We start from the raw sequence: 25459 nt of genomic DNA, 5'->3' as shown, positions 1-25459 counted from the left end.
GTTCTGTCGTCTGCTGCGAACGGCTTCATGAGACTGAAGCCATTCTCCCGTGTTGCTCTGCGTTATTGGCCAAAACCGAAGATGCCGACTTTCGGATTCTTCCTGAGCTCGCCAGTCGGAAGCGTGATTTCCAGTTCGCAAAGCTCTTTCGCGGACAATTCCGGCAGGCGTTGGGCCACTTCAAGGAACCGGTCCGCTTCCTGCGGCGTGATGATGCCGTCCGTCAGTGTGCGGAACTTTTGGATGTAGTCCGGGCGCGTCCACGGTGTGGCCCCGAGCGGATGGGCATTGGCGACCGCCAGTTCGTCGGAGATGACGGAACCATCATTCAGCGTGATGGTGATACGTCCACCGAAGGCCTTCACATTCGGATCGATGGAGTGGTAGCGCTCCGTCCATTCCGGACGCTCGATCGTGTGAATCTTCTGCCACAGCCTCACAGTATCGGCACGGTTGGCGCGTTCCGGCGAGTAGGAGCGGACGTGGTGCCACGAGCCATCCTGAAGCGCGACTGCAACGATATACATGATCGAGTGATCAAGTGTTTCGCGCGAGGCTTTCGGATCGAACTTCTGCGGGTCGTTCGAGCCGGTGCCGATCACGTAATGCGTGTGATGGCTGGTCTCGATCAGAACATCCTTCACGTCGTCCCAGTTTTTCACCTGCTTGCCCAGCCTGACGGCGAGGTCGATCAGCGCCTGACTCTGATACTCGGCGGAGTGCTCTTTCGTGTAGCTGTCGAGGATCGCCCGCTTGGCTTCACCGTGCTCGGGAAGACGCACGACGTAATGCGCGTCCTTGCCGTCCAGCATCCACGCGATCACGCCATCCTCGCCTTCATAGATCGGGCTTGGCGATGTCTCGCCCAGCATGGCGCGATCCACGGATTCAACCGCCATCTTGCCCGCATGGGACGGCGCATAGGCTTTCCAGGAGGAAATCTCGCCCTTGCGGCTCTGGCGCGTGGCGGTCGTCACATGCAGCGCGTGCTGGATGGACTGATAGATCGTCTCGGTCGGCAGGCCGAGCAGGGTGCCGATGCCTGCCGCTACTGACGGGCCGAGATGCGCCACATGGTCGATCTTGTGTTTGTGCAGGCAGATGCCGCGCACGAGGTCGATCTGGATCTCGTAGCCCGTGGCGATGCCGCGGATCAGATCCCTGCCGGAACGCTGGCACTGCTGCGCCACAGCGAGGATACCGGGGATGTTGTCGCCGGGATGCGAATATTCAGCGGCCAGAAACGTGTCGTGAAAGTCCAGTTCGCGCACGGCGGTGCCGTTGGCCCATGCCGCCCATTCGGCGTGAACACGAACGTCTGGCCCACAGCCGAAAATGGTCGCGCCACCCGGACGCTGATGCGCCAGAGCCTCTGCACGGGCGTTCATGACGGAGTGACGGTTGACCGACGCAATGGCGACCGAGGCGTTATCGATCACACGGTTGATGATCATCTCGGTCACGGGCGCTTCGATTTCCACCGGATCGGCCGCCACCTCGGCGATATGCCAGGCAAGCTGCTGCTCGCGGGGCAGGCGGTCTTTCTCGGGATGAACCGTGATATCGTAGGTTTGCATGTCCAGCCTCATTCACGAAAACTGCTGCGAGTATGGCCTGGGCACGAATTTCAGCTATGGTGAACGAAGCGAATTGAAGCGATGAAATGAGACTGTTTTTGCAAAGGATGCGAAGGTCATGAAACGTCTCAGCAAGGTCTTCGCTGGATCACGTATTCGGGAGTTGCGTGGGAGAATCAGAAAAACACAGCAGGATCTGGCGAAGGATCTTGGTCTGTCTCCCAGCTACCTCAATCAGATTGAAAACGACCAGCGGCCCATTCCGCCGCCTCTCATGTTAAAACTTTGCAACCTGTTCGATGTATCGCCCGGCTATTTTGGCGACAGTGATGAAATCCGGCAGATTCAGGCTCTGAGAGAAATTCTCGGCGACCCCTTGTTCAAATCGGCCTCCCTCCGACCAACGGAACTTCAGGCCGCGGTGAGGTCCGCACCAGCACTGGCTGACCGGTTTGTGACGCTTTACCGGGCTTACCGGACCATTGTCCGTGAGCGGAATGATACGGAAAATCCACACCAGAATCAGACATTTTCAGGAGTGGAACTTTCCGCGCCTCAGATTGATACGTCCGGCATACCGGTGGCGGGGGAGCCGGTAACAACAGTCTCACCTTACGAGGCCGTAGGGGACTGGGTGCAGCGTGAACGCAACTATTTTGATGAAATAGACCGTGCAGCCGAAGATCTTTACGAAACACTGGATTTTTCGGAAGGTCTTCTGGCCGCCAATCTCGAGCGTTATCTGCGCGATCATCACGGCGTCAGAACCATGACGGACAGCAGTCTGGACAGTCGTTCGGTCATCTGGCGTTTCGACAAGCGCGGGCGGCGTCTGCTTATGGCGGATGGCGTGCCTTCGGAAAGCAGCGTGTTCTGCATGGCGCAGGTCGTGGGACGCCTTGGTTACGGGCGTCTGCTGGACCGGGCCGTGAAACGGTCAGGCCTGACCTCTTCCGACGCCCGTGATCTGGCCCATGTCGGTATGAGCAACTACTTCGCCGGCGCGCTGCTGCTGCCTTACACGCGGTTCCGGCAGTCCGCCCGTACGAAATCGCATGATCTCGACCAGCTTCAACGACAGTTCGGGGTCAGTTTCGAGCAGGTCTGCCATCGTCTCTCAACGCTTCAGAGACCCGGCCATGAAGGGCTGCCATTCTACTTTATCAAAACGGATATCGCCGGGAATATTCTCAAGAGTTATAGCGCGACCCGCTTCAGTCTTCCCCGTTTTGGCGGCCTGTGCTCGCTATGGAATGTCTTCCGCGCTTTCGCGACACCCGGAGAGCTACAGGTGCAGGTCTCGCGCACAACAGATGATGCCGTGTTCCTGAACGTCGCCCGTACGGTCGGTCATGCGGGCACATCCTATTTCGATCGTCCAAGACGGGTGGCGATTGTGCTGGGCTGCTCGGTCTCTCATGCCTCTGAACTGGTTTACGCCGCTGGTCTTGATCTGTCGGATGAACGCACGATCATTCCCATCGGTCCCGGATGCCGTGCCTGTATCCGCACAGACTGCCGCCATCGCGCCATTCCGGCGGCGGGCTTTCAGATCGATGCGGGAGGAGAGGAGAGGGGGGTCGTCCCCTATCACATGGTGTCGCAGAGCGGTGAGTGAGAGCAATCCTTAAAGTCTATGCTCATGGTCCCCGACACAAGGTTCGCCCCGCAACCGTCAGCAACCAGAGACTGCTGACGACATATGGTCTCCAGAATGCGCCTGTTGTGCGGCTCGGGACGCTCTCTCAGCGTTTGCCAGAGTGAGAAGATCGGCGTTTTCTGATCAGAATGCGGACCGCCCCCCGATTGGCTTCATGCGTATGCGTGACAGCCAGAATCATGCGGCCGAGATCATCCCGCCCAAGCCAGAAAGGCAGTTCACGCCGTAGGACGCCCCCCTCAGGGCCGGAGCCAAGCCCGGTCACGATTTCAACACATCTGACGCCCTGACTGTACGCTGAAAAGAGGAATTCGTGCAGCCGCATGAAAGCCGCTTGCGCCGTCATGCCATGCAGGTCGAGCTTTCGCTCAACCGCAGTGTGCCCCTTTGAAAGTCGCTTCCAGCTTCCGGTATCCAGACCGGCCTGCCGCGTGCCGATCTGGGCCGGAGGATTGGCGGATTTTTTCCTTGCCGCCTTTCCGCGCAGATGGTTCGCCACCGCGATTTCCCCTGCCGTCATGAAGGCGGCGGACCGCATGTGACTCTGCGCAAAAGGAACGCGGGAAAGTTCCGGGTCTGAGCCGCGCACGGAGTGGTCGATTTTCGGCACGCCTTCCGCATTGCGGCGGGCAGGTAACACCTGATCCGGCGCGGTGGTTCGAGCTTTTGCGGGAAGGCCGGATGAGCGTCCGTTGAGGGCGAGCGGTTTCACACCACGGACGAAGGACGTCCATAGTGTCTGCTCTTCTTCGCTGATCCCCCGTTTCCGGCGCACCGGTTGCTCCTCCGACTGTGCGGCAACACCGCTTCGCACAAGCATCACCTGCCGGGAAGACAACTGCAAGCTGTAAGCGACGCAGACGCCCATCCGACTGATTATATTCGGGCTTTCGGTAATTTCAGCTCATGCAGTAAAAATATCATCGCAGTCAGGCAGACAGCCCCTTATGCTGGCCTGCACAATGTGCGATGCCTCGCATATCAAACGGAGCAACGAAAGGGCTGCCCCATGAGCGAAAACGAAATCAACCTTGATGACGAAGTCGTTGTCGGCTTTCTGATCCAGCGCGAGGCCGAGAACGGAGATCTCTCTTTCTGGAACCCTGAGACAAAGTGGACCGACGATCCCAACGAAGCCATGCTTTACGAAGATGAGGACGTGGCGGAAGACACGGCCGACAAGCTTCAGGCTGAAGACGAGAGCGTTGAAATCACCGTCGCCGTTGTCATCGAAGATGATGAAGAAGACGATGAGGACGAAGACGAGGTCTGAGGCTTCGATCTTTTACCGGGCAGGGCTGGCTTTGCTGGCCCTGCTTTTTTGTTTTTGGCATAACCGGCCGCCAATAATGGAAATCATTTGATTGCGACGCAGATCCTTTTTCAATGCGTCTGACTCTTGGAACTGTTTTCAGAATGATCGGCAATGGTACCGATCTTCCAGCCCAGCCAGAGGCACACCGCAATCTCTCCCTCCAGACGATAGCATTCCGGTTCGCTGAAACCTGCCTCCCTGAACCAGAGAGTCATCTGTTCGGCTGAAAATCCCAGCCAGGCATGAGCATTGGCTTCGCGTAACTCGCGTCTGTCATGGGCAGCAAAGTCCACGACAAGCAATCGTCCTCCCGGTTTCAGGACGCGGGCGGCTTCAGCAAGACCGGCGCCGGGATGCTGCGCATAATGCAGAACCTGATGCATGATGGCCGTGTTCATGCTGTCGGCAGGCAGAGGCAGCGCTGAGAGATCACCCTGCCGCCATTCCACCTGTATGTTCTGGCTGCCGCTCATCTTGCTTCGCGCCATACGCAACATGGCCGGGCTGCGGTCAACTCCGATACAGCTTTTTGCGGCTGGTCCCAGCAGTTCGATCATTCGTCCCGTACCGGTGCCGATATCGACCAGACGCCCGACAGGCTCCGGGCCAAGAAGGATTTTGATGGTCGCCTCGACTGTCGGTTCGCTCACATAGAGCGAGCGGATGGTGTCCCACCCTGCGGCATTCTGCTCGAACCACTCTTCAGCTTCTCTGGCGCGCACCGATCTGACTGTGGCAAGACGGGTCAGGTCGGCTTCCATTTCCGGATCTGATTCCTGCTGCCAACTGTCCAGCGCCGTCAGCACCGGCTTGACGATCCGGTCCGCGCCGAGTGTGACAAACACCCAGTTTCCTTCTTTCCGGCGAGCAATCAGTCCGGCCTGATCCATGATTTTCAGATGCCGTGAGACCCGGGGCTGGCTCTGTCCCAGCACCTGCGCAAGTTCGCCCACGGAAAGCTCCATGGCGCGCAGAAGAGCAAAGATTCGCAGGCGCGTCGGATCGGCGAGCGCCTGAAAGAGTTCAAGAGCGGTGTTCATTTCCATTATATATAACAATATCCTTATATATGCAATTAGTTTGACATTGTGGAAATGCACAATTACGAAAGCCGTCTGACATGGTTCCACGTCCTGCTTCAGACAGGCTGCGGCCAAGAGGGAAGTTGGTGAGAGACCAACGCTGTCCCCGCAACTGTAAGCGGCGGGCGGCGCGCATCATTCGTCACTGGAAGCGAAAGCAACCGGGAAGACAGCGTGGTCGTGAAGGCCTGCGAGCCAGGAGACCTGCCATGACAGCGAACCTCCACCGACGGGGTGCCCGGGCGGACAAGCGTGCTCTGTCACGGTGAGGGAACGCGCGTAAAATCCGTAAAGCCTGGTCCAATGCTATTGGAAAGAGACTTGATATGACAGTGGATGTTGCAACGCTGGGGCTTTCGCGTATCGGAGCCCGACGTGAACTCAAGACGGCTCTGGATGCGTTCGCCAATCGCTCCTATCCGGCGGGGATTGGGCCGGAGGTATATGACATTCACTCGCCCCGTGTCCCGACAGTTGCTGAAATGGTCGATCTTCTTCACGCGGCTCGCGAACGGCTCAAGCCTGAGCAGATATGGATCAATCCGGACTGCGATCTGAAGCCGCGCAAATGGGAGGAAGTCGCGGCTGCCCGCATTCTTCGCGCCGGACCATAAACCGTTATTGACCGGTGCAGTGAGTCGTCATCGGTTGTTACTGATATTCGAAAGTATTGAAATATGTTGTCAGAGTTTCATGAGAAAGCACCAGTCGGGGCTGAGGAGCTTTCTGTCTCTTTCGAGTTCTTTCCTCCAAGGGAAGGTCAGTCGGCTGAGCCGCTCATGAATGCTGCACAGCTTCTGTCGCAGAGTCATCCGGCTTTTCTGTCAGTCACTTACGGGGCAGGGGGCTCTACCCGGGAGCGCACGATCGAGATTGCGAAAGAACTCGTTCACAAAACGAATTCTCCGATTGCTGGGCATCTGACCTGTGTCGGCGCCAGTCGTGAGGAAGTGGACGCTGTCGCCCGGACATACTGGGAGAACGGTGTTCGTCATATCGTCGCGCTGAGGGGTGATGCACCGGAGGGAAGTGGGGGCTTTGTTCCTCATCCCGAAGGTTACCGCAATGCGGCCGATCTGGTTCGTGGACTGAAGAATATCGCTCCGTTCGAGATTTCCGTAGCGGCGTATCCCGAAGTGCATCCGGAAGCCGTCAGCGCTGAAGCGGATCTCGATAATCTGAAAGCGAAGGTGGACGCGGGGGCTACGCGGGCCATTACCCAGTTCTTCTTTGAACCTGAGACGTTCCTGCGTTTTCGGGACCGTGTGGCTGCGCATGGGATCGATGTCGATCTCGTGCCGGGTATTCTGCCAGTGGGCAACATTGCCCAGGCCATGACATTCGCGAAGGCTTGTGGAACGAAAGTGCCGGCATGGCTACAGGATCTGTTCGAAGGACTGGATGATCATCCCAGAGCGCGGTCGCTGGTCACCACCACCGTGGCGTCGGCCATGTGCAAGATGCTGAAGAAGAACGATGTAAAGAGCTTTCATTTCTACACGCTCAATCGTTCTGAAGCTTCCTTCGCTCTGTGCCGTCTGCTGGGTTGCCGGTTTTACTGACAATAAAAAAACGCCTTCGGAGAGAAAGGATTTCTCCGAAGGCGTCCGGACGTTTTGTGTGTGAGAAGGTTCAGTAGCCGCGTGGACCGCCGCCCATGCCTCCCGGTCCTCCCGGTCCCATTCCGCCGCCGTTCATTCCGCCGGGGCCCATGCCGCCACCGGGACGATTATAGCCGCCCGGGCCACTCCAGCCCCTGTGATGATGCCGGTGTCCATAGTCCGCGCAGGCAGAGAGCGTCGCTGTCATTGTGAGAGCAATACAAAGAAGAACAAGCCGTCGCATGGGGACCTCCTGAGCAGTCAGAGCACGATCTGTCCGGTCTGACCGATCATGCGATGCTCTGACATGGTGTTTTAAAATAGTTCACATGATCCGGGGGGCGCCCGATCACGGTGTGTTCTGATATCTGTAGACTGCGGATACTATCGCTCCTGAATAGGGGCGATAGTACGGCGCAGGCTCTTCATCCAGAACACGGTGAAGGGCGGAAAGTTCAGATCAGGGCGTAGCTTTGACCTGCTCCAGCGGCACGCCTTTGTATTTGCCGGTCAGCGTCTTCAGGAAAGCCGTAATGTCAGAGACATCCTGATCGGAGATCTTCGCGTCAGGCGTCTGATAATACGCCATCTTGCGGACAGCATCTTCCAGCGTCTTCACGCTTCCATCATGGAACCAGGGTCCCGTCAGGGCGACGTTACGCAGGGTCGGCACCAGGAAGCGCGACTTGTCCAGTTTGTCGTGGGTCACGTCTTCCCGACCGCTATCGGCAGCTGTGAAAGCGCCGCCTCTGTCAGCAAAGTAGTCGTGTTCGAGACCCATGACTTCCATGGCGCCGCCACCCATGTCGGGGCCGCTGTGACAGCCGGAGCAGCCGATGCTCTTGAAGAGCGCGTAACCGTGCTTCTCCTGATCCGTCAGGGCCTTGTCGTCACCCTTCAGATACAGATCGAATTTGCTGTCCGGGGTGATGAGGGTTTTCTCATACTCCGCGATCGCATCCGTGATGGTGTCCTGCCCGATCGGCTTGTCTGGATAGATGGCGGCGAACTGCGCGCCGTAATCCGGATCGTTCATGATCTTGGCGGCGACGTCTTTCCAGTCGTGCGATCCCATTTCCACGGGGTTCATGACCGGTCCTGCTGCCTGCTCGGCCAGTGTCGCAGCGCGACCGTTCCAGAACTGCACGATATTGTAGACGGAATTGTAGACGGTCGGGACATTGATCGGACCTTTCTGGCCCCCGATACCTGTTGCCGTCACAAGATTGTCCACGCCGCCCTTGTCCAGCCCATGACAGCTTGCGCAGTTCAGTGTGTTGTCACCGGACAGACGCTTGTCAAAGAACAGCTTCTCACCCAGCGCGACCTTGTCGGCGTTGACAGGCCAGCTCTCGGGGATGGGCTGAACGGGTTCGGCTGCGAATTTGGCCGCGACACCATTGCCTGCGTAATGCGCCCGGCGTTCCGCATCGATCCATGTCAGGACGGCTTTGCGCTGGTCTTCGTTCAGGTGGGCGTGCCAGTGAATCAGCAGATACAGCGACGGCGGCATGCGGTTCTGCGTGATGACTTCCTCAATGCGGGACAACTGCTCCTCGGTGGGAACATCGCCCTTCTGGAAGGCGGCGATCACCGGCTCCATGCGGAAGTGACGCAGACCCTGTTCCAGATCATGCTGCATCAGCGTGCTGGCGATGGGCAGCTTGAAGTAGAAGGGCAGGTCAGCGCCTTTCGTGTGACAGTAATCACACCGGGCTTCACGCAGCACATCGAAGGCGGCTTTTGCTGCCGGGTCTTTCAGTGTTGGTGACTCTGCCGGGAGGGTTGGTCCTCCCTGATGATCGAAGTGCTGAATATAGGCGACGGTCCCGCCATAGGCCACCAGCCCGGCACCGATCAGTCCTGCGACGATACGTTTCACAACTCTCTCCAGAATTAAATGTCTGTAACCCGTATGTGCAGGATACGGCTGCATCCTGTCAAAACGATTATATTTGTCTAAATCATCGCCAAAATCGATCAATGATCGAGATCAATCGGAGGACTGATCTTTCAGTCTCTGGCGGGCGATCGCCACGTAGGCAGGATCGATTTCGATCCCGATGCCGTGCGCCTGCAGGCGGGCTGCGGCCAGAAGGGTTGTTCCCGTGCCCATGAAGGGGTCGAGAACAACAGGAGCAGGCTGTCCATGCAGCCGGATGCAGAGTTCGGGCAATGCGATCGGAAAGGTGCCCGGATGATTGAATTTCTGCTGTCTGTCGCGCACCGTTTCATAAGGGATGAACCATGTATCGCCCCGACAGCGCCGATCCTGGGCATGACCACGACGGGCGATGTTGCTCTTGTCTTTGAACGGCACACCGGCATCGAGCCGTTTCAGTGGCACATCACCCTTTAATGTCAGGTGAAAAAGGTGCTCATGATTCCGGTTGAGGTAGCGCCCGCTGTTGACCGGCTTGAAGTGGCCGAACGATGTCTCACCGACGGCGATCGACTTGACCCATGAAATATGATTCTGGAGCACAAAAAGTTCACGCAGACGCACAGCCAGTTCGAACGGAAGCCATGGCTCCGAGGAAGTGCCTGCGATATTCAGGAAAAACGATCCCTCTGGATTCATGACGCGTCGGACAGCGCGCGCCACGTCCATCATCCAGTCGAGGTAATCGTCCTCGCTGCGGCGGTCCTTATAGGACAGGTAACCCAGACCGATATTGTAGGGAGGAGAGGTGATGACGACGTCAACTGTCTCGGCCTTCATCCTTTTCAGGACCCGAAGGCAGTCTCCCTGAACGATCTGTTGCTGACCAATGCGATACCGGCGGGTGCGGGGAGGCGGAGAGGTTTTTTCAGTCTCCGCTTTCCGTGCTGACGCGCCGTCAGTCTTGCGCTTCACGCACTCCGGGCCGCCGCCAGCCGCCAGCTTGAGCCGGCGACACCGAGCAGCTTCTCGAATGTCCAGAGGTCGGAGAACTCGGTCACGGCGTCGGTGCCGGTAACGGGTTTCCCGTCCTTGTCCACCACAAAGCTGATCTGATCGGACACAATGCGCACATCGATGGAGGCTGCGGTTCCGACGGGGCTGTCATTGAGGCGGACATCCTCGATTGCCAGACTGTCGATCCCGCGAATTTCGCTTTTCTGGGTTTCCCCGGCCTGTTCACGCGCCGTGAGGGCGGCATCAAAAGCGGCATAGGCGTCGGGTGTCAGGCGCTCTTTGAGCACATTGCGGTTACCCGCCGCATAGGCTTCCACGACCTGACGAAAAGCGCCTTCGACGCCCGTCATGAACTGCTGGGGGACAAAGCCGGATTCTTTCTGGGCGACCTGACCGAGAATGGCGCCGACCCGGGTATTGGGTGCGGGGATGTCGAGACGCGTGTCCGGGGCAGGTTCGGCCTTGCCGTCGATAACCGGTCCTGCGGGAGCTTGCTGTGCCGGAGGTGGCGCGGGCGCGATCTGGAAGCCGACTTTCTTGCCGAGAACGCTGCGCAGGCGCAGAGCTAGAAAGGCTGCAATCAGCGCGAAAATTACAATATCGACCGGAAAGTGGCCGAGAGAGCCGTCCATCAGCAATGTCACCCAACATGGATGCCGGCGCGGTTGTCGCCCGGCAAAAGGAAATCAGTCTTCTAGAATAAGGTCCGCTCTCCCGCCATGCAATGACCCCGTTCATATTTGCTCTGAGAACGGGACATTCATACGGGGGGAGCAGAGTGTTTTTCTGCCCTGTGCGCCATTGCGGACAGGGTGGCGTTGCCCCTATCTGAACAGCCATGATTGTTCTTCGTCATTGTCAGTCCGAGTTCAACCGGCTTTTCACCGCGACCCGAAAGGATCCCGGCATTGCTGACCCGCCGCTTTCCGAGAAGGGGGAGAAACAGGCGGAAGAGCTTGTCCAGGCGCTGGTGGGCGAGGGGATCAGGCACATCATTGTCTCTCCTTATACAAGGGCGCTTCAGACCGCAGAGCCGATTGCGCGCGCGCTGAACATCACGCCCACCATCAACCCTCTGATCCGGGAGAGAGCTGCTTTCTCCTGCGACATCGGCAGCCCGCCCGCCGAGCTGGCGCTGAACTGGCCGAAGATCGATTTCTCGGGACTGGATGAGATGTGGTGGAGCTCCGCCATCGAGTCTCCGGAGGCCGTGGAGGAGCGGGCCGCGCTGTTCCGGGCCGAGATGGCGGCATCGCCGATGTGGCGTGACACGCTGGTTGTCTCTCACTGGGCGTTTTTGCTGGCGTTTACCCGAAGCAGCGTTGAGAACGGTTCATGGTTCCGACTTGATCCGACCGTGCCGCCAGACATCTCCTGAAGCGGATGGTTGGCGAAAGGGGTTCGTCATGCTACCGCCGGGCACTACACAAGGGCGAATTCGTCCGAATATGAAGGAAAAGGACCATCATGTCTGATACCACGACTCAGGGAATCCCGCCGGCTCTCCCTCTTGCCGTCAATCTTCAGTACACGAAGGACCTGTCCTTCGAAGTGCCGCATGGTCCTGAAATCTTCACGGCTCTGACAGCGGCTCCCCAGATTTCCGTCAATATCGACGTGCAGGCCAATCGTCTTCAGAACGATCAGCCGCATTTTGAAGTCGCCCTGACGATCAAGGCGGAAGCTGATGAGGCTCCGGCTTCCGAGGGTGGTCCGGCTGGCCGCAAGGTGTTTATCGCCGAGCTGACCTATGCCGCCGTTGTCACGCTGAACAACCCGCCTGCCGAGCTGGTTGAGCCGCTGCTGCTGGTTGAAGTGCCCCGTCTGATCTTCCCGTTCGCTCGTAACATTCTGAGTGATGTCACGCGTGACGGTGGTTTCCCGCCGGTTGTGCTGCAGCCGATCGACTTTGTGGCTCTGTGGCAGGCCCGTCGCGCCGAAGCATCCCAGACAGTCGGCCACGCCTGATTTGTCCTGACGCAGGGAACGAAAATTTCCATCAGTCGTTCCCTGCGACAGATGTTTGATATGACAGACTAGAGGAAGCAGACTGCATGGCCCATCTTTCATCCCGCAACCGGTTTCAGGCTGTTCATGTGGGTCTGATGGCGGCGGCGCTGGTGTTTTCTTCCTTTGGTCTTTCAGGATGCGCCGAGCATCCTGGTGCTCCGTCTACTGTCCGTCCCGGCCGTATTCCTCCGCAGACATTCCCGCCGGGAACTGTCACGGAGACGCCGCCGCCAGAGGGGCAGACGCTCGTGAATGATCCTTCTGCTCCGGTCAACACGCCGCTTTGCGGAACCTCCGCACGTGAAGCGAACGCCATGGGGCAGGTGATTTATCCGCAGCCGCTGACCAATGGCGGAGCCTGCACGCAGAACGCCTGTTTTGATCCGGCGACCCAGACCTATATCGCATCCGATAACAGCAAACGCGTTTGCCGCTGAGTGTTCCCCGCTTGCGCGGGGCTAATTGGCTGTAATGGGGTTTGCCTGCTGTTTTCGGGATTTTGTCCCGGACCTGTAAAGGGGTGCAATCCCTTTGATCCCGGTTTGTTAAAGTAAGCGCAGAGCGTTGCTCTGTCTTCTGTTTGCGGCATATGTAAGCGTCTGTTGCCTATCAGAAGTTTCAGGTAATCCCACCAATCTGCAATCAGGATGGCCGCCTTGTGCGGCTTTCTTGCGACGCCATGAAGGGCGCGCGATCTCTTCGATCTGAAGCAGGCGGGGATGCCCGATCCCTGGCCAATGGTTCCAGATATTGAGGGCCGCCTTTAATGGCGGATCAGAATGTAATTCACCGTCACATCCAGATCGAAATGATCGCCCGTAATTCCCGGCGGTATCGGCGGAAGATGGGCGTTGCGGAACATGCCTGTCGTGGCTGCGTCGAGCAGATAGGAGCCTGACTGGTTCGTCAGACGCACAAATCGCACGTTTCCTGACCGATCCAGCACGACATGGACGGAAGAGGGGCCTTCCTCGCCGTTCTGTGCGGCTTCTTCCGGATAATACATATGCCGTCTGATCCAGCGATCGACTTCCTCGCTGTAATCATCGCTGACGCCACGTACCGTGCTACGGGTGGCGAAGGGTGTGTTCAGCTTACCGTTCTGCACCAGTGGTCCGAGAGACAGATCGATCGGACCGCCTGAGCCGCCTGTACGGCCGTGATGGCGTGGGCGGGGCGGCGCTGATGACTGGTCCAGTGACAGGTCGGTCATGGAGTCAAAAGGTGACGGCGCCCGCTGACGGGTCTGTGTCTGTCGGGCGGTCTGTTTGTGTGGGGTGGACTGCTTTGTTGTCTGGCGGCTTGCTTTCCCGGCCTTGTTGGAAGCCGGATTGACCGGAGCCGTTTCATTGGTCGGTTTCGGATAGCTTTCGTCCGCGGGGGCTTCCGGCATTGGGGGAGCCGCGGGTGTTTCCGGAGTGGGACGATCCGTGCCTTCGGCCGCTTCAGACTGTTCAGGCTGGGTTTCGCTGCTTTGCGAGGACTTTGTCGCGGAGGTTCCGCCTGCCTGCTGGTCCGAGTGCTCGCCTTTCATGCCGCTTTCTGCCGGGGGTGTGACAAACATCATGTCTACAGTGCCGGTCTCGGTCGCCTGCGGATTGCCGCGTGGGGAGTGATACAGGGACATATAGATGGCGAAGGCCAGCAGAAGCGCGTGGAGCAGTGCGGAAAACAGAAAAATGAACAGCAGGTCCGGATCCGCGAAGACCTGTCTGGGCGAGAGCGGTGTTTTTGCTGATTTGAGGTTACGGTAAGCGCCGGTTTTAGCGATAAACGCAGGCCGCAGGCCGATACGACCCGCCGCGTCAGTTTCATCTTCCTGAACACGGTGTCTCGTTGTGGAGGTATCCCGCTGTTTCCCGGTGCCGACGAGCAAGGGCTCTTTCTTCGTTCCGGGCGTAGCTGAAGGCCGTGGCGACGCCGTCATGGAGGTGAACATGTCTCCGGAAGAAGAAATCAGAAACGCTGGTATTCAGGGACTGTTACCGCACATTGCCACCGGGAGGGAAGTGTGGCTACCCCTCTGTTGCTTATCAAAATGTCACGTATCTTGACGATACTGTCTGCCTCCTTTGGGAGGCGGTATCGATGAGGTTTCCTTCCGGCGTCCGGATGAAACCTCCTGAGGTGTGCTGCGTTCTAAAAATACACCCCTTTCACATGATGGGGGTAAGATGAAAAAGGAGCACATCATGGGTGAGTTCAAAGACAAGCTGCAGGGTGTAGCCGACAAGGTAGCCGGCAGCGTCAAGGAAGGCATTGGCAAGGCGACGGACAATCCAGAGCTTGAGGCCGAAGGCAAGGTGCAGAAGCTCAAGGGCAAAGGTGAAGATATCAAGGGGAAGGTCAAAGGGACTATCAACGATATCTGATTGTCTCCTGTTTCCCGTCTTCAGTGCGTGATCGTCTGAAGGCGGGTCTTCAGACAGCCTTCAGGACAGGCGGCTGCGGTGCCTGAAGCTGACAGCCTCGGCGACGTGCTGTTTGCCGATGAGGGGTGCGGCCTCAAAGTCAGCTATTGTGCGTGATACACGCAAAAGCCGTGTGAAGCCGCGCGCTGAAAGACGCAGCTTTCTTGCGGCATCGGCCAGCAAGGCTCTGGCGTCATTATCCAGTTCAAACTGATCCGGGTTGGCTTCCGCGTTGCGAACGGCCTGTCCCCGTGCATGCTGGAAATTTCTCGCAGCCGCTACACGTTCCCTGATTGTTGCGGAACTTTCTCCTGCAGGTGCGGTCATCATGTCGACCGGCGAGAGTGGCTGCATACTGACCCACAGATCCATACGATCCAGCAAAGGGCCGGAGAGACGATTCAGGTAGTCTTCTCCGCATCGCGGTGCTTTGCGACATTCCCGGCTGGCGTCGCCGAGGTAACCGCACCGACAGGGATTCATGGCTGCTACGAGCTGGAAGCGGGCCGGGTAGGTGATGTGGGCTGCGGCGCGGGCGATTGTCGTCTGGCCGGTTTCGAGCGGTTGCCTCAGGGATTCCAGAGCCTGTCTTGAGAATTCCGGAAGCTCGTCCAGAAAAAGAACGCCTCGGTGCGCGAGGCTGATTTCACCCGGCTTCGCCTTGGCCCCGCCGCCGATCAGGGCCGGTTGGCTGGCCGAGTGATGCGGGTCACGGAAGGGCGGTCGGCGCACCGGGCCTCCGTCCTCGCTTATGATCCCGGCAGCGCTGTAGATACGGGTGACTTCCAGCGCTTCCAGTGGTGTGAGATCCGGCAGCAGGCCGGGCAGACGCGCCGCCAGCATGGATTTTCCGGAACCCGGAGCGCCGGACATCAGGATGGAGTGGCCACCGGCTGCTGCGATTTCCAGTGCGCGCCTTGCGACCTCCATTCCCTTTACATCGGCCATGTCGGGGAATGGGTGGGCGATTTCATCGGTGGCGGAAATGACCGGAGGCGACAGAACCTGCTCGCCGCGAAAATGATTGACCAGTCCGAGAAGGTCTGACGCGGCAAGAATATCGGGATTGCCGCCGAAGAGCGCCTCGCTGCCCTGCACGGCGGGGCAGATCAGACCGAGCTTCATTTCTGCTGCGCCGAGTGAGGCGGAGATGACGTTCGGGACACGGTTGATGCGGCCATCGAGAGAAAGTTCTCCCAGAGCGGCATAACGTCCGAGTTCCTCGATCGGGATGATTTCCATGGCCGCCAGCACGGCGAGGGCAATCGGCAGATCGAAATGCGAGCCTTCCTTGAGAAGATCGGCAGGCACCAGATTGACAAGGATTCGCTTGGGGGGAAGGGCCAGACCCATGGAGGTCATGGCGGCGCGGACACGTTCACGCGCTTCACCGACGGCCTTGTCAGGCAGTCCGACAATCAGGAAAGCGGGGAGGCCGTTCGCGATCTGGACTTCCACCCAGACCGGAACGGCCGTAATGCCCGAGAAAGCAAAAGCCCGGACGCGTGTGTTGATCATTCAGCTTTCCCGGGGAAACACGCGCCGAGGCAGGGCGTCAGGCGCCCTGATAGAGCAGTCGTGCGCGCACGGTGCCTTTCAGCTCCCGCAGCAGGGACAGCAGGTGCATGTCCTTGTCGTCGTTTCCACCGGTTTCGGCGTCAACCACGACGTAACCGATCTCGCCGTCTGTCTGGAGGTACTGCGCCGTGACGTTGCAGCCTTCGTTAGAGAAGATGTCGTTGATCTTCGACATCACGCCGGGGAGGTTGTGGTGCACGTGCATGAAGCGTGTGCCGCGCGGGCTCTGCGGCAGCTGCACGCTCGGGAAGTTCACTGCGCCAAGAGTGGAGCCGATATCCGAGTATTCGACCAGCTTGCGGGCGACTTCCACACCGATGCGCTCCTGCGCCTCGACGGTCGAACCGCCGATGTGCGGGGAGAGGATCACGTTGTCGAGGCCGCGGAGCGGAGAGACGAACTGCTCGCCCGCCACTTTCGGCTCGACCGGGAACACGTCGATGGCGGCTCCCAGAAGGTGACCGGATTTCAGGGCTTCGGCTGCCGCATCAAGATCGACCACGTTGCCGCGGGCGTTGTTGATGAGGAAGGAACCCGGCTTCATCTGACGGATCTGCTCCGCGCCGATCATGTTCTTCGTGCTGGGCAGTTGCGGAACATGCAGGCTGACGATGTCGCTCTCGGACAGAAGTGTCTCCAGCGTGTCGCAGGCCGTTGCGTTGCCGTGCGGCAGCTTGTCCACAACGTCGAAATAGAGGACGCGCAGACCGAAGGCTTCGGCGAGGACCGAAAGCTGCGAACCGATCGAGCCATAGCCGACGATGCCGAGCGTCTTGCCGCGGACTTCCCAGCTGTTGACGGCGGACTTGTCCCACTTGCCTTCGTGACAGCCGACGGAGCGCGGGAAGATCCGGCGCAGCAGCATCACGATTTCGCCCATCACCAGTTCAGCAACGGAGCGTGTGTTGCTGTAGGGAGCGTTGAACACGGGAATCGCCAGTTCGCGGGCTGCGTTGAGGTCCACCTGGTTTGTTCCGATGCAGAAGCAACCGATGGCGAACAGGCGGTCCGCGCCTTCGAGAACTTCGCGGGTCAGTTGTGTGCGGGAGCGGATGCCCACCACATGCACACCCTCAAGGGCTTCTTTAAGGGCGTTGCCTTCAAGGGCGCCCTTGTGCCGGGTGACGCTCTCATAGCCACTGGCTTTCAGGAGTGCGACAGCACTGTCGTGCACGCCCTCGAGAAGCAGGATGCGGATTTTGTCCTTCGGGAGGGACAGATGAGGTGTCATTCAGTTCGCTCGTGCTGTTAAAGCGGCCCCGGCCAGAGTGGCATTGCCCGGAGCAGCTTAATTTCTGCCTGCAGGATCATGGGAAATCCTCACGGACAAAGCATCCAGACGAAGTTGCCGGGGAAGGCAACCTAACGGGTGCGCCCTCATAGCACGTTTCCCGCGAAGCGGAAATTAACCTGCCCGGGCGTCCCGAAGGCGCGTAAAAAGGCTGTGTTGTCAGGAACGAAGGCAGGCGACTGCCGCTTCGTGAAGCACTTTGTCACCAGTGGCGAGAACGGTGCCATCGCCATCGTGACGTAGTGTCTGGCCATTCCAGTCGGTCATGACGCCGCCGGCGCCTTCCACGACCGGGACCAGGGCGCTCCAGTCCCACGGCTTCATGTCGCACTCCGCAATGACATCGATATGCCCGCCAGCCAGCAGACCGTAGGCATAGCAATCGCCCCCCCAGCTGACCCGCTTGGCGGCGGCTTTCAGCCTGCTCCACACGGGACGGAGCGCATCTTCCAGCATTTCAGGTGATGTGCAGGAGAGATCCGCTTCCGCCAGACTGCTGCACGGGCGGGTCGTGATGGGAGTGAAACCCGAGGGCTGACCGAATCCGGAGCGAAACAGCGTCGGACGGTCTGCAACTCCGATCCAGCGCTCGCCGGTGACGGGCTGGTCAATGATTCCGATGATCGGCCTGCCCTCGAAGGACAGTGAAATCAGTGTGCCGAAGGTCGGACGTCCCGTGATGAAGGCGCGAGTGCCGTCAATGGGGTCGAGTGTCCACTGATAACCGCCAGTGCTTCCGTGCAGACCAAATTCCTCTCCCAGAATCGCATGGTCGGGATGCAGTTCGGCAAGCTGGGCCCGCATCACGCGTTCGGCCATGCGGTCGGCGATCGTGACCGGGCTTTCATCGCTTTTGTCGGAAGCAGTGAGCCGGGAGCGGAAGAAGGGACGGATGACAGCCCCGGCCACGTCTGCGAGCGCGTGAGCCGTTCGGACAAACTGGTCGAGATCGTGGGACATGGGTGGTTTCCGTTCTGGTTGAGGAAAGGATTCGGGTAATTCTACCGTCAGTGCAGGGTTTTGAGCCACGCGATTATATTGGCGCGTCCGGCCACGTCAGGCAGGCCGCGAAATGACATACGTGTGCCGGGGCTGAAGGCGGCAGGATTTCGTAGCCAGGCGTTCAGTCGGGCGTCGTCCCATTGGCCACCAAGAGAAGCGAGACCACTGGAATAGGCATAGCCCGGCTGTCTGCCGATGGGGTGGCCATACACGCCGAACAGGGAAGGTCCGGCGGAGTCCTGAGCAGAGGGTGTGAAGCTGTGGCAGCGGGAGCAGGTCGCGTTGGCCAGAGTGGCGCCTTGTTCGACATTGCCAACGGGCAACGGTGCGGCTGGATCGTCTTCCGCCGTGACAATGACCGGCCGGGCGGGGAGACGGTCCGGGATCACCATGGATCCCGTGAGCAATGACGCTCCCATCATCACCGTGACGAGAAGGATGACAAAAGCCCCACGATTGGCTGCCGCGAAGTCCATTGGTGAGTGGGCGTCCCTGTATGCCGCTCCGAACCTGCCGGAAAAAAGACTGCCGGGCAGGCGTTTCGGGGCGCAGTTGCGTCAATCGACTGTCTTTCCTAGAGTGCGGTCCGCTTCATGTGAAGCCGTCGGCTGAATGCTCGCCGTTTTCTCCCACTCTCAGGTTTCCATACGCTGCAATGATCAGCCCGATCGTCATCATTCCCGCCCGCATGGCGTCCTCACGTCTGCCGGGTAAACCGATGGCCGACATTGCGGGACGCCCCATGATTCTTCATGTCCTCGAACGCGCTCAAACAGCGGCGGTCGGGCGTGTGGTTGTGGCGGCCGCCGAACAGGAAATTGTCGATGTGGTGAGGCGGGCGGGCGGTGAGGCCGTGCTGACCGACCCTGATCTGGCGTCTGGCTCGGATCGTGTCCATGCGGCCCTGTGTGAGGTCGATCCGACTGGACGGCATGATGTAATCGTCAATCTGCAGGGCGATTTGCCGGGGCTGGAACCGGTGACGCTTCAGGCGGCCTTGCTCCCGCTGCAGGACCCAGCGATCGACATCGGCACGCTGGTCGCGCCGATAACGGAAGAGCGGGAAGCGCAGGCTGAGTCCGTGGTCAAGGTTGCGTGCTCGTTTGCCTCTGAACAGACACAGAGCACGCGGGCGCTGTATTTTTCCCGGTCCTGCATTCCGTGGGGCGCAGGACCGTTGTGGCATCATATCGGCGTTTATGCCTGGCGGCGACAGGCGCTTGAGCGCTTTGTGGCGCTGCCGGAGTCACCGCTGGAAAAAAGAGAGCGTCTGGAGCAGTTGCGAGCCTTGGAAAACGGCATGATTATTGGATGTTCCCGCGTGGAAAAAGCGCCGTTCGGTGTTGATACGCCGGAGGATCTGGAAAGGGCGCGTCGGATTTTGGGAGAGCAGCTGTGACGGCCGGACACTCGCACGGGCGGATTGCCTTTCAGGGGCGGCCCGGAGCCTATTCCGATCTCGCCTGTCGCACGGCCTATCCCGGCTGGACGACCGTTCCCTGTGAGACGTTCGCCGACGCCATTTCCGCCGTGCATGACGGCCGGGCGGATCTGGCGATGCTGGCCTGCGAGAACAATCTTGCCGGTCGTGTACCGGATATTCATGCGCTGCTGCCGGAAGCCGGTCTGCACATTGTTGGCGAGCATTTCCAGCGGGTGGAACATTGCCTGATGGGTGTGCCGGGCGCGACGCTGGAACAGGCGCGCAAGGTTCACACGCATCCCATGGCGCTGGGGCAGGTGAGGGGGGTCATCAAGGATCTGCATCTGACGCCGGTGGCCGAATTCGATACGGCCGGGGCGGCCGAGATGGTCGCGAAGTGGGGACGGCCTGAAGATGTGGCGGTGGCGTCAGAACTGGCTGCCGAACTGCATGGCCTGACGATTTTGCGGCGCAATGTCGAGGACGCAAAGCACAACACGACCCGTTTCTACATCGCGGCCCGCGAGCCTTTGCCGCTTCCTGAAGACAGGCCGATCATGACCACGGTCCTGTTCAATGTCCGCAATGAGCCGGGCGCTCTCTACAAGGTGTTGGGCGGATTTGCGACCAACGGCGTCAACATGACCCGTCTTGAGAGCTACATGCTTGACGGATCGTTTGCGGCGACCCAATTCCTGCTTGATGTGGAAGGGCGGCCTGACAGGCCGAACCTGAAGCAGGCGCTTGCGGAACTGGAGTTCTTTTCCGCACGTTTCCGTATTCTCGGGGTCTATCCCCAGTCGCCTTTCCGGCAGCCGAAGAAAGCCGGGGCGGCCTGACAGTTTTCATTATTCGTGGCATACCGACCGCCACACCTGAGTTTTGCAGCGTCGGACGACAAGAAGAAAAGCCAATGACCGAAGCCATGTTCACGGGGGCGATTACAGCCCTCATTACTCCGATGAATCGCGATGGCTCGCTCGACCTTCCGGCCTTTGACCGGCTTGTCGAATGGCAGATTGCGGAAGGAATATCCGGTCTGGTGCCTGTCGGCACCACCGGTGAGAGCCCCACTCTCTCCCACGAAGAGCATCACAAGATTGTCGAGCGGACAGTGCATGTGTCGGCAGGTCGCGTGCCTGTCATCGCGGGTGCGGGGTCCAACAGCACGGCGGAAGCGGTCGATCTGGCGAAGCATGCGGAATCCGCTGGCGCGTCTGCGGTTCTTGTGGTTTCGCCCTATTACAACAAGCCTACGCAGGAAGGGCTTTACCGGCACTTCATGGCCGTGGCCAACGCCATCACGATTCCGGTTCTGCTCTACAATATTCCCGGTCGTTCCGTGGTGGATATCTCTGTCGAGACAACGGCCCGGCTGGCCGCTCACGGCAATATCGTCGGTGTGAAGGACGCGACAGCCAATCTGCTGCGTCCGCTTCAGGTGCGTCGCGCCGTAACGAACAGGCATTTCAACCAGTTGTCTGGTGAAGACGGCACGGCTGTGTCCTTCCTCGCTGCGGGTGGCGATGGCTGCATCAGCGTGTCGTCCAATATCGCGCCAGCTTTCTGCTCCAGAGTGCAGAGTCTGTGGCGGGAAGGGCAGGTGAAGGAGGCCATGGCGCTTCAGGACCGCCTGCTTCCGATTCACGACGCCATGTTCTGTGAAACCAGCCCCGGACCGGTGAAATACGCCGCCTCTCTGCTTGGGCTGGCAGGCGAGACCTGTCGTTTGCCGATTGTTCCGGTTTCGGATGAGACACGCGCCACAGTTCGGGCGGCTCTGACGGAAGCCGGGCTGCTGGGCTGATTATGGCAAAGGCAGCAAAGAAGTCTGGTCTGATTTCGCACGGCATTGCCGCGCAGAACAAAAAGGGCCGCTTCAATTATACGATTATCGACACGGTTGAAGCCGGGATCGTTCTGAAGGGACCGGAAGTAAAAAGCCTGCGGTTCGGTCGGGCGACGATCACGGAAGCCTATGCTGGTGAACGCAACGGCGAGATCTGGCTCTTCAACAGCTATATTCCGGAATATCAGGGCGGCGTGCTGTCGCGTTTCGACTCGCGTGCTCCGCGCAAGCTGCTTCTGCACGCCAAGCAGGTGGATCGTCTGCTGGGAGAGGTGGCCCGGGATGGTATCAGTCTCGTGCCGCTGGATATCCACTTCAATGCTCGTGGACTGGCCAAGATCACGCTGGGGATCGGGCAGGGACGGAAGAAAGAGGACAAGCGTCACGCCATTGCGGAACGTGACTGGCAGCGCGACAAGGCGCGGCTTATGCGGAACAAGGGACGCGATTACTGAGTTCCGCGTCTTTTCTGAGAGATTTTCTCCTTTAGATATAAAAATACCGCCGACTCATTGAGGCGGCGGTATTTTTATGGAGGGACGCCTGTTTTAACAGACGCCCGTTCCGTTCGGGATCAGTCAAAAGAGACTTCGGCAGCCTCTGGCCCCTTCTGGCCCTGAACGACCTTCACGTTGGTGCTCTGACCTTCGTTCAGCGTCTGAACGCCTGAGCGCTCCAGTGCGGAAGCGTGAACGAAGATGTCCTTGCCGCCGCTTTCCGGTGTGATGAAGCCGAAGCCCTTGGTGGCGTTGTACCACTTCACGATGCCGCGGATGTCTTCAGCGTTGGACAGATCGGGAGCCGGACGCGGGGAGCGACCACCGAAACCACCAGCCTGACGCGGGGCGCCGAAACCGCCGGCCTGACGCGGACGCTCTGGCTGGGCCGTGCTCTCGTCAACGGAGATCACTTCAGCAACCTGACGGCCCTTGGGGCCCTGTCCGATGCGGACCTGAAGCGTGGCGCCGGGGCTGACACTGTCGTGACCAGCCTGTGAAAGTGCGTTGGCGTGGAGGAATACGTCACCTGAACCATCGGCGAGTTCGACAAAGCCGAAGCCTTTCTCGCCATTGAACCACTTAACGGTGGCTTCAATTTCCGGTCCGGATGCGATCACCTGCGGTCCTGCTGCCCGACGGGGGGCTCCATAACCACCACTGTTGCCACCGCGGTCACCACCACCATAGGGGGATGAGTTTCCACGATCATATGGCGACGGCGCGCTCATGAAATCGTCGTCAAATCCGCCGCGGCGGGGGGAGCGGGAGCTGCGGTCGGTCCTGTTACTTCTCAACGGTCTTGATCCCGAGGTCTGACTGGCGATTTTTTTTAAATCGCCCTGTGAATAAAACCGGGTCGGGAGAAACAGCGCGCCAGATACGGTGCTCTGTTTTGATGTACGATGTCTCATCCTGGGTCCGGCGCCCACACCGCCGAAAGACGGTCTGAACAGAAAGAAGAAAAGCATAAGGACAGAGGCGAATGCTACTGCCTTTTTGCGAATTTACCCTTCCTCGGGATGAATTTCTTGCAACGATGACCTTTTCGGGGCTCTGAAACCGGAAAAATGCCTTTGTTGGCGTCTCAGGTAAACACGAAAACGTGAGTTTCGGGAGGCAAAATAGCTGAGAGGGCTTTTGTGTTGACATTTTTCACGGCACACAAGGAGAAGAAAAGCCCAACCATACCGTTTGCGATGAGCGGTCATGCGGAGAATCGGAAATATGCTCTCTCGTCCAGCTCGCCGTCTTTCTCTTCAGAAACCTCTTGCGCTTCTGATAGGGACAGCTCTGGGCGCATCAGGTTTCTCCCGCGCTCACGCGACACCGCTTCAGGACAAGCAGGGCACCTGGACGTTGCAGGGCGAAAACGATGCGGTCACGACCCTGAAGGGGACTTCCGACCAGTATTACACCAGTGGTCTGAGGATTAACTGGACCTCGGGCACGGACAACCTGCCGGGGCCTTTCGCGCTGATCAACAGAACGCTTCTCGGTGAGGGAATGCAGCGCATGAGCTTGGGTGTGCAGCAGCTGATCTTCACGCCAAGCGACACGCAGACCCCGAATCCCTCTCCGCGTGACCGGCCCTATGCCGGGCTGCTGCTTGGCACCATCAACATGATCAACGACACGGATCTGTCGCGGAGCGTGTTTGGCATTCAGTTGGGTATTATGGGACCGGGCGCACTGGGCAGACAGCTCCAGAACGGGTTCCATGGCGCCATTGGCGACACCTCCAATCTGGGATGGCACCATCAGCTCGCCAACCAGCCCATCTTTCAGGTTCAGGCGGGACGGACCTGGCGACTGCCGCTGGGAACGATTGGTGGTTCCAACGGGCTGTCTTTCGACATGCTGCCGTCTGCTGCGGCCCGTATCGGTGATTATCGTATCGCGGGCACCATCGGCGACACATTCCGCTTCGGTCAGGGACTCGACAGTGATTTCGGTGTTCCGACCATTGGCGCGGGAACGGACGGCACGGATGCCTACAAGCAGACGCGCCCTGTCGCGTGGTATTTCTTCGGTGGCGTGACCGGTAATGCCGTTGCTTATGATGCGACTCTGGAAGGCAACACGCTCCGGAAGAACTCGCCGCATGTGAACAAGAAATGGGATGTGGGCGAAATTCATGCCGGTGTCGCCGTCATGTTTTACGGTCTGAGAGTATCCTACAGTCAGGTCTGGCAGACTCAGGAGTTCACGACGGCCCGCTCTGGTCTGTTCAACTATGGCTCGCTGAATGTTTCCGCCAAGTTCTGATCGTGGTGGGGACAGATATACCGCTTGTTGATATTCTCGTTGTATGATGCGGGATATGAGAAGCAGAACGGGATTGTTCGTGATTTTCCAGCCGGGTAAGTGAAGTTTTTTCCGGCTGAAAAGGTCCGGGCTCACGCGGCAAAATGAGCCTCCGATCTGGTTATTGCGTTTGACGGGTTTTTGTCGCATAAGCCCGTCACCGTATGGCGTTTCTTCTTTGGATGGGTGGCCGAGCGGTTGAAGGCACCGGTCTTGAAAACCGGCGAACGTGCAAGCGTTCCGTGGGTTCGAATCCCACCCCATCCGCCATCAGGTGATAAATTTTCCAATAAAAACAAATAGTTATGGACCATCTTCTTATTGGTCCCATCATGCATCCCATCTTATGGTTTGCGGTTTCCTGCGGCGTCGGGCGGCGTAAGAACCGCTCCTGATAATTTATGTTGGTAATAAGAGCTGGGTTCTGATAGAACAAAACGAGATTTTGCTGAGGAGCTTTATCTTTAACTACCCTTCCACGTCATCCTCATACCTTCCCAACGAAGATAACTTTGTCATAGTACGACATCTCCCCAAGACAGCTCCGATCACCTGATGCTCCTCAGCATGGTGGTTTCGACAAGACGGCTGGCCGTCAGCCGTCAGGCTTGGGAGTGCGTATCATGCACGGTACAGACATATCGGTCCCAAAAGGGGCGTTTGTTACCCGGAAGGAGGCGGCGGCAATTCACCTCCATTGCCACGTGAAAACAATTGATCGTTATGTCGCCGCGGGGGCGCTCACCAAATACAAATTCGGGCGCAAAACACTGTTTTTACTGGCGGATGTTTTGGCGCTTATAAAGCCTGTGGGTGTTTTGCCGTCCACCTCCGGCCGTGGGCGGGCGTGTGTTCCTTTTCTGTCTTGGGGTATGGTGACCTTCATAGTCTCGAGCGTTGCCATTCTGTGGGCAACGTTCTTTCTCATTCATTAGCGAGATAGCTTTGTAGCGAAAT

At 58.8% G+C, this 25459-nt stretch carries 27 protein-coding genes, 1 tRNA gene and 1 riboswitch; of the genes, 15 read left to right on the top strand and 13 right to left on the bottom strand.

All coding sequences use genetic code 11. The features are described from left to right. Positions 1–62: 62 nt before the first annotated feature. A complete protein-coding gene (locus tag GVI59_RS02780; RefSeq protein WP_173572794.1) occupies positions 63–1577 on the bottom strand; it encodes an MmgE/PrpD family protein in 1515 nt (504 codons plus the stop codon). A gap of 118 nt (positions 1578–1695) precedes the next feature. Between GVI59_RS02780 and GVI59_RS02775 the strand changes: the two genes are divergently transcribed. Further along, positions 1696–3195, top strand: coding sequence for a helix-turn-helix domain-containing protein (locus GVI59_RS02775; protein ID WP_173572793.1), 1500 nt, complete (start codon positions 1696–1698; stop codon positions 3193–3195). A 127-nt stretch (positions 3196–3322) separates the two neighbouring features. Here the strand turns inward: GVI59_RS02775 and GVI59_RS19350 are convergent, their stop codons facing one another. Then, the gene (locus GVI59_RS19350; protein ID WP_338422053.1) at positions 3323–4012 is read right to left on the bottom strand and encodes a Smr/MutS family protein; all 690 of its coding nucleotides are present in this window, start codon (positions 4010–4012) and stop codon (positions 3323–3325) included. 234 nt (positions 4013–4246) lie between these two features. Between GVI59_RS19350 and GVI59_RS02765 the strand changes: the two genes are divergently transcribed. Beyond that, complete coding sequence (locus tag GVI59_RS02765) at positions 4247–4510, top strand: hypothetical protein (RefSeq protein WP_173572792.1); 264 nt, start codon at positions 4247–4249, stop codon at positions 4508–4510. Between the two features lie 110 nt (positions 4511–4620). On the opposite strand, the gene GVI59_RS02760 is transcribed toward GVI59_RS02765, so the two are convergent. Continuing rightward, a complete protein-coding gene (locus GVI59_RS02760) occupies positions 4621–5598 on the bottom strand; it encodes an ArsR/SmtB family transcription factor (RefSeq protein WP_242012912.1) in 978 nt (325 codons plus the stop codon). Between the two features lie 58 nt (positions 5599–5656). Beyond that, positions 5657–5860, top strand: a riboswitch (cobalamin riboswitch). 100 nt (positions 5861–5960) lie between these two features. Here GVI59_RS02760 and GVI59_RS02755 point away from each other — a divergent pair. Then, on the top strand, positions 5961–6248 hold the full coding sequence (locus GVI59_RS02755; RefSeq protein WP_173572791.1) for a hypothetical protein: 288 nt from the start codon (positions 5961–5963) through the stop codon (positions 6246–6248). Positions 6249–6311: 63 nt separating this feature from the next. Next, positions 6312–7196, top strand: a complete 885-nt coding sequence (metF, locus tag GVI59_RS02750) for a methylenetetrahydrofolate reductase [NAD(P)H] (RefSeq protein ID WP_173572790.1) — start codon at positions 6312–6314, stop codon at positions 7194–7196. Between the two features lie 70 nt (positions 7197–7266). On the opposite strand, the gene GVI59_RS02745 is transcribed toward metF, so the two are convergent. The 4 genes from GVI59_RS02745 to GVI59_RS02730 form a co-directional block, all read right to left on the bottom strand. Further along, positions 7267–7479, bottom strand: a complete 213-nt coding sequence (locus GVI59_RS02745) for a hypothetical protein (protein ID WP_173572789.1) — start codon at positions 7477–7479, stop codon at positions 7267–7269. A 216-nt stretch (positions 7480–7695) separates the two neighbouring features. Next, positions 7696–9117, bottom strand: a complete 1422-nt coding sequence (locus GVI59_RS02740; RefSeq protein ID WP_173572788.1) for a cytochrome-c peroxidase — start codon at positions 9115–9117, stop codon at positions 7696–7698. 111 nt (positions 9118–9228) lie between these two features. Further along, the gene (locus GVI59_RS02735) at positions 9229–9957 is read right to left on the bottom strand and encodes a DNA-methyltransferase (protein ID WP_242012931.1); all 729 of its coding nucleotides are present in this window, start codon (positions 9955–9957) and stop codon (positions 9229–9231) included. A 131-nt stretch (positions 9958–10088) separates the two neighbouring features. Beyond that, positions 10089–10766 carry a Tim44/TimA family putative adaptor protein gene (locus GVI59_RS02730; protein WP_173572786.1) on the bottom strand — a complete coding sequence of 226 codons (678 nt, stop codon included), beginning with the start codon at positions 10764–10766 and terminating at the stop codon, positions 10089–10091. Positions 10767–10972: 206 nt separating this feature from the next. On the opposite strand from GVI59_RS02730, the gene GVI59_RS02725 reads away from it, so the two are divergent. From GVI59_RS02725 to GVI59_RS02715, 3 genes are all read left to right on the top strand, one after another. Further along, entirely contained in the window at positions 10973–11512 is a 540-nt protein-coding gene (locus tag GVI59_RS02725; protein WP_173572785.1) for a histidine phosphatase family protein, read from the top strand. Positions 11513–11601: 89 nt separating this feature from the next. Continuing rightward, positions 11602–12102: a protein-export chaperone SecB gene (gene secB, locus GVI59_RS02720; protein WP_173572784.1), complete on the top strand. Its 501-nt coding sequence runs from the start codon at positions 11602–11604 to the stop codon at positions 12100–12102. Between the two features lie 86 nt (positions 12103–12188). Further along, positions 12189–12581 carry a hypothetical protein gene (locus GVI59_RS02715; protein WP_173572783.1) on the top strand — a complete coding sequence of 131 codons (393 nt, stop codon included), beginning with the start codon at positions 12189–12191 and terminating at the stop codon, positions 12579–12581. Between the two features lie 326 nt (positions 12582–12907). On the opposite strand, the gene GVI59_RS02710 is transcribed toward GVI59_RS02715, so the two are convergent. Then, entirely contained in the window at positions 12908–14083 is a 1176-nt protein-coding gene (locus GVI59_RS02710) for an energy transducer TonB (RefSeq protein ID WP_242012911.1), read from the bottom strand. A 253-nt stretch (positions 14084–14336) separates the two neighbouring features. Between GVI59_RS02710 and GVI59_RS02705 the strand changes: the two genes are divergently transcribed. Next, on the top strand, positions 14337–14516 hold the full coding sequence (locus tag GVI59_RS02705) for a CsbD family protein (protein ID WP_173572782.1): 180 nt from the start codon (positions 14337–14339) through the stop codon (positions 14514–14516). Positions 14517–14576: 60 nt separating this feature from the next. On the opposite strand, the gene GVI59_RS02700 is transcribed toward GVI59_RS02705, so the two are convergent. The 4 genes from GVI59_RS02700 to GVI59_RS02685 form a co-directional block, all read right to left on the bottom strand. Beyond that, entirely contained in the window at positions 14577–16073 is a 1497-nt protein-coding gene (locus tag GVI59_RS02700) for a YifB family Mg chelatase-like AAA ATPase (RefSeq protein WP_173572781.1), read from the bottom strand. 37 nt (positions 16074–16110) lie between these two features. Beyond that, positions 16111–17364 carry a phosphoglycerate dehydrogenase gene (serA, locus tag GVI59_RS02695; RefSeq protein WP_173572780.1) on the bottom strand — a complete coding sequence of 418 codons (1254 nt, stop codon included), beginning with the start codon at positions 17362–17364 and terminating at the stop codon, positions 16111–16113. A gap of 219 nt (positions 17365–17583) precedes the next feature. Beyond that, a complete protein-coding gene (locus GVI59_RS02690; protein ID WP_173572779.1) occupies positions 17584–18384 on the bottom strand; it encodes an inositol monophosphatase family protein in 801 nt (266 codons plus the stop codon). Between the two features lie 47 nt (positions 18385–18431). Further along, the gene (locus tag GVI59_RS02685) at positions 18432–18902 is read right to left on the bottom strand and encodes a c-type cytochrome (protein WP_173572778.1); all 471 of its coding nucleotides are present in this window, start codon (positions 18900–18902) and stop codon (positions 18432–18434) included. A gap of 179 nt (positions 18903–19081) precedes the next feature. Here GVI59_RS02685 and GVI59_RS02680 point away from each other — a divergent pair, with 179 nt between their 5' ends. The 4 genes from GVI59_RS02680 to smpB all read left to right on the top strand — a co-directional run bounded on the left by GVI59_RS02680 (position 19082) and on the right by smpB (position 22153). Next, positions 19082–19825, top strand: a complete 744-nt coding sequence (locus GVI59_RS02680; RefSeq protein WP_173572777.1) for a 3-deoxy-manno-octulosonate cytidylyltransferase — start codon at positions 19082–19084, stop codon at positions 19823–19825. Beyond that, a complete protein-coding gene (locus GVI59_RS02675; protein WP_173572776.1) occupies positions 19822–20688 on the top strand; it encodes a prephenate dehydratase in 867 nt (288 codons plus the stop codon). The genes GVI59_RS02680 and GVI59_RS02675 overlap by 4 nt, the downstream gene beginning before the upstream one ends. 74 nt (positions 20689–20762) lie before the next feature. Beyond that, on the top strand, positions 20763–21656 hold the full coding sequence (dapA, locus tag GVI59_RS02670; protein ID WP_173572775.1) for a 4-hydroxy-tetrahydrodipicolinate synthase: 894 nt from the start codon (positions 20763–20765) through the stop codon (positions 21654–21656). A 2-nt stretch (positions 21657–21658) separates the two neighbouring features. After that, a complete protein-coding gene (gene smpB / locus GVI59_RS02665) occupies positions 21659–22153 on the top strand; it encodes an SsrA-binding protein SmpB (RefSeq protein WP_173572774.1) in 495 nt (164 codons plus the stop codon). 119 nt (positions 22154–22272) lie between these two features. On the opposite strand, the gene GVI59_RS19265 is transcribed toward smpB, so the two are convergent. Further along, positions 22273–22992: a cold-shock protein gene (locus tag GVI59_RS19265; protein ID WP_173572773.1), complete on the bottom strand. Its 720-nt coding sequence runs from the start codon at positions 22990–22992 to the stop codon at positions 22273–22275. 430 nt (positions 22993–23422) lie between these two features. On the opposite strand from GVI59_RS19265, the gene GVI59_RS02655 reads away from it, so the two are divergent. The 3 genes from GVI59_RS02655 (at position 23423) to GVI59_RS02645 (ending at position 25437) form a co-directional block, all read left to right on the top strand. Further along, positions 23423–24463 carry a lipid A deacylase LpxR family protein gene (locus GVI59_RS02655; RefSeq protein WP_173572772.1) on the top strand — a complete coding sequence of 347 codons (1041 nt, stop codon included), beginning with the start codon at positions 23423–23425 and terminating at the stop codon, positions 24461–24463. A gap of 219 nt (positions 24464–24682) precedes the next feature. Further along, positions 24683–24772, top strand: a tRNA-Ser gene (locus tag GVI59_RS02650). A 353-nt stretch (positions 24773–25125) separates the two neighbouring features. Beyond that, positions 25126–25437, top strand: coding sequence for a helix-turn-helix domain-containing protein (locus GVI59_RS02645; RefSeq protein WP_173572771.1), 312 nt, complete (start codon positions 25126–25128; stop codon positions 25435–25437). The last annotated feature ends 22 nt before the right edge of the window (positions 25438–25459 follow it).

Origin of the sequence: Acetobacter sicerae, assembly GCF_011516765.1 — a bacterium.
GTDB classification, from domain to species: Bacteria; Pseudomonadota; Alphaproteobacteria; order Acetobacterales; family Acetobacteraceae; genus Acetobacter; species Acetobacter sicerae.
Note: the sequence above shows the minus strand (reverse complement) of the source record. Positions and strands in the feature narration are given on the sequence as shown.

What these genes read in the sequence shown, in the direction of transcription:
- smpB (WP_173572774.1), top strand. Translation starts at nt 21,659, where the DNA reads ATGGCAAAGGCAGCAAAGAAGTCTGGTCTGATTTCGCACGGCATTGCC.
- dapA (WP_173572775.1), top strand. Translation starts at nt 20,763, where the DNA reads ATGACCGAAGCCATGTTCACGGGGGCGATTACAGCCCTCATTACTCCG.
- GVI59_RS02715 (WP_173572783.1), top strand. Translation starts at nt 12,189, where the DNA reads ATGGCCCATCTTTCATCCCGCAACCGGTTTCAGGCTGTTCATGTGGGT.
- GVI59_RS02745 (WP_173572789.1), bottom strand. Translation starts at nt 7,479, where the DNA reads ATGCGACGGCTTGTTCTTCTTTGTATTGCTCTCACAATGACAGCGACG.
- GVI59_RS02755 (WP_173572791.1), top strand. Translation starts at nt 5,961, where the DNA reads ATGACAGTGGATGTTGCAACGCTGGGGCTTTCGCGTATCGGAGCCCGA.
- GVI59_RS02735 (WP_242012931.1), bottom strand. Translation starts at nt 9,957, where the DNA reads ATGAAGGCCGAGACAGTTGACGTCGTCATCACCTCTCCTCCCTACAAT.
- GVI59_RS02655 (WP_173572772.1), top strand. Translation starts at nt 23,423, where the DNA reads ATGCTCTCTCGTCCAGCTCGCCGTCTTTCTCTTCAGAAACCTCTTGCG.
- GVI59_RS02780 (WP_173572794.1), bottom strand. Translation starts at nt 1,577, where the DNA reads ATGCAAACCTACGATATCACGGTTCATCCCGAGAAAGACCGCCTGCCC.
- GVI59_RS02645 (WP_173572771.1), top strand. Translation starts at nt 25,126, where the DNA reads ATGCACGGTACAGACATATCGGTCCCAAAAGGGGCGTTTGTTACCCGG.
- GVI59_RS02760 (WP_242012912.1), bottom strand. Translation starts at nt 5,598, where the DNA reads ATGGAAATGAACACCGCTCTTGAACTCTTTCAGGCGCTCGCCGATCCG.
- metF (WP_173572790.1), top strand. Translation starts at nt 6,312, where the DNA reads ATGTTGTCAGAGTTTCATGAGAAAGCACCAGTCGGGGCTGAGGAGCTT.
- GVI59_RS02775 (WP_173572793.1), top strand. Translation starts at nt 1,696, where the DNA reads ATGAAACGTCTCAGCAAGGTCTTCGCTGGATCACGTATTCGGGAGTTG.
- GVI59_RS02710 (WP_242012911.1), bottom strand. Translation starts at nt 14,083, where the DNA reads ATGTTCACCTCCATGACGGCGTCGCCACGGCCTTCAGCTACGCCCGGA.
- GVI59_RS02705 (WP_173572782.1), top strand. Translation starts at nt 14,337, where the DNA reads ATGGGTGAGTTCAAAGACAAGCTGCAGGGTGTAGCCGACAAGGTAGCC.
- GVI59_RS02725 (WP_173572785.1), top strand. Translation starts at nt 10,973, where the DNA reads ATGATTGTTCTTCGTCATTGTCAGTCCGAGTTCAACCGGCTTTTCACC.
- GVI59_RS02730 (WP_173572786.1), bottom strand. Translation starts at nt 10,766, where the DNA reads ATGGACGGCTCTCTCGGCCACTTTCCGGTCGATATTGTAATTTTCGCG.
- GVI59_RS02685 (WP_173572778.1), bottom strand. Translation starts at nt 18,902, where the DNA reads ATGGACTTCGCGGCAGCCAATCGTGGGGCTTTTGTCATCCTTCTCGTC.
- GVI59_RS02690 (WP_173572779.1), bottom strand. Translation starts at nt 18,384, where the DNA reads ATGTCCCACGATCTCGACCAGTTTGTCCGAACGGCTCACGCGCTCGCA.
- GVI59_RS02680 (WP_173572777.1), top strand. Translation starts at nt 19,082, where the DNA reads ATGATCAGCCCGATCGTCATCATTCCCGCCCGCATGGCGTCCTCACGT.
- secB (WP_173572784.1), top strand. Translation starts at nt 11,602, where the DNA reads ATGTCTGATACCACGACTCAGGGAATCCCGCCGGCTCTCCCTCTTGCC.
- serA (WP_173572780.1), bottom strand. Translation starts at nt 17,364, where the DNA reads ATGACACCTCATCTGTCCCTCCCGAAGGACAAAATCCGCATCCTGCTT.
- GVI59_RS02700 (WP_173572781.1), bottom strand. Translation starts at nt 16,073, where the DNA reads ATGATCAACACACGCGTCCGGGCTTTTGCTTTCTCGGGCATTACGGCC.
- GVI59_RS02765 (WP_173572792.1), top strand. Translation starts at nt 4,247, where the DNA reads ATGAGCGAAAACGAAATCAACCTTGATGACGAAGTCGTTGTCGGCTTT.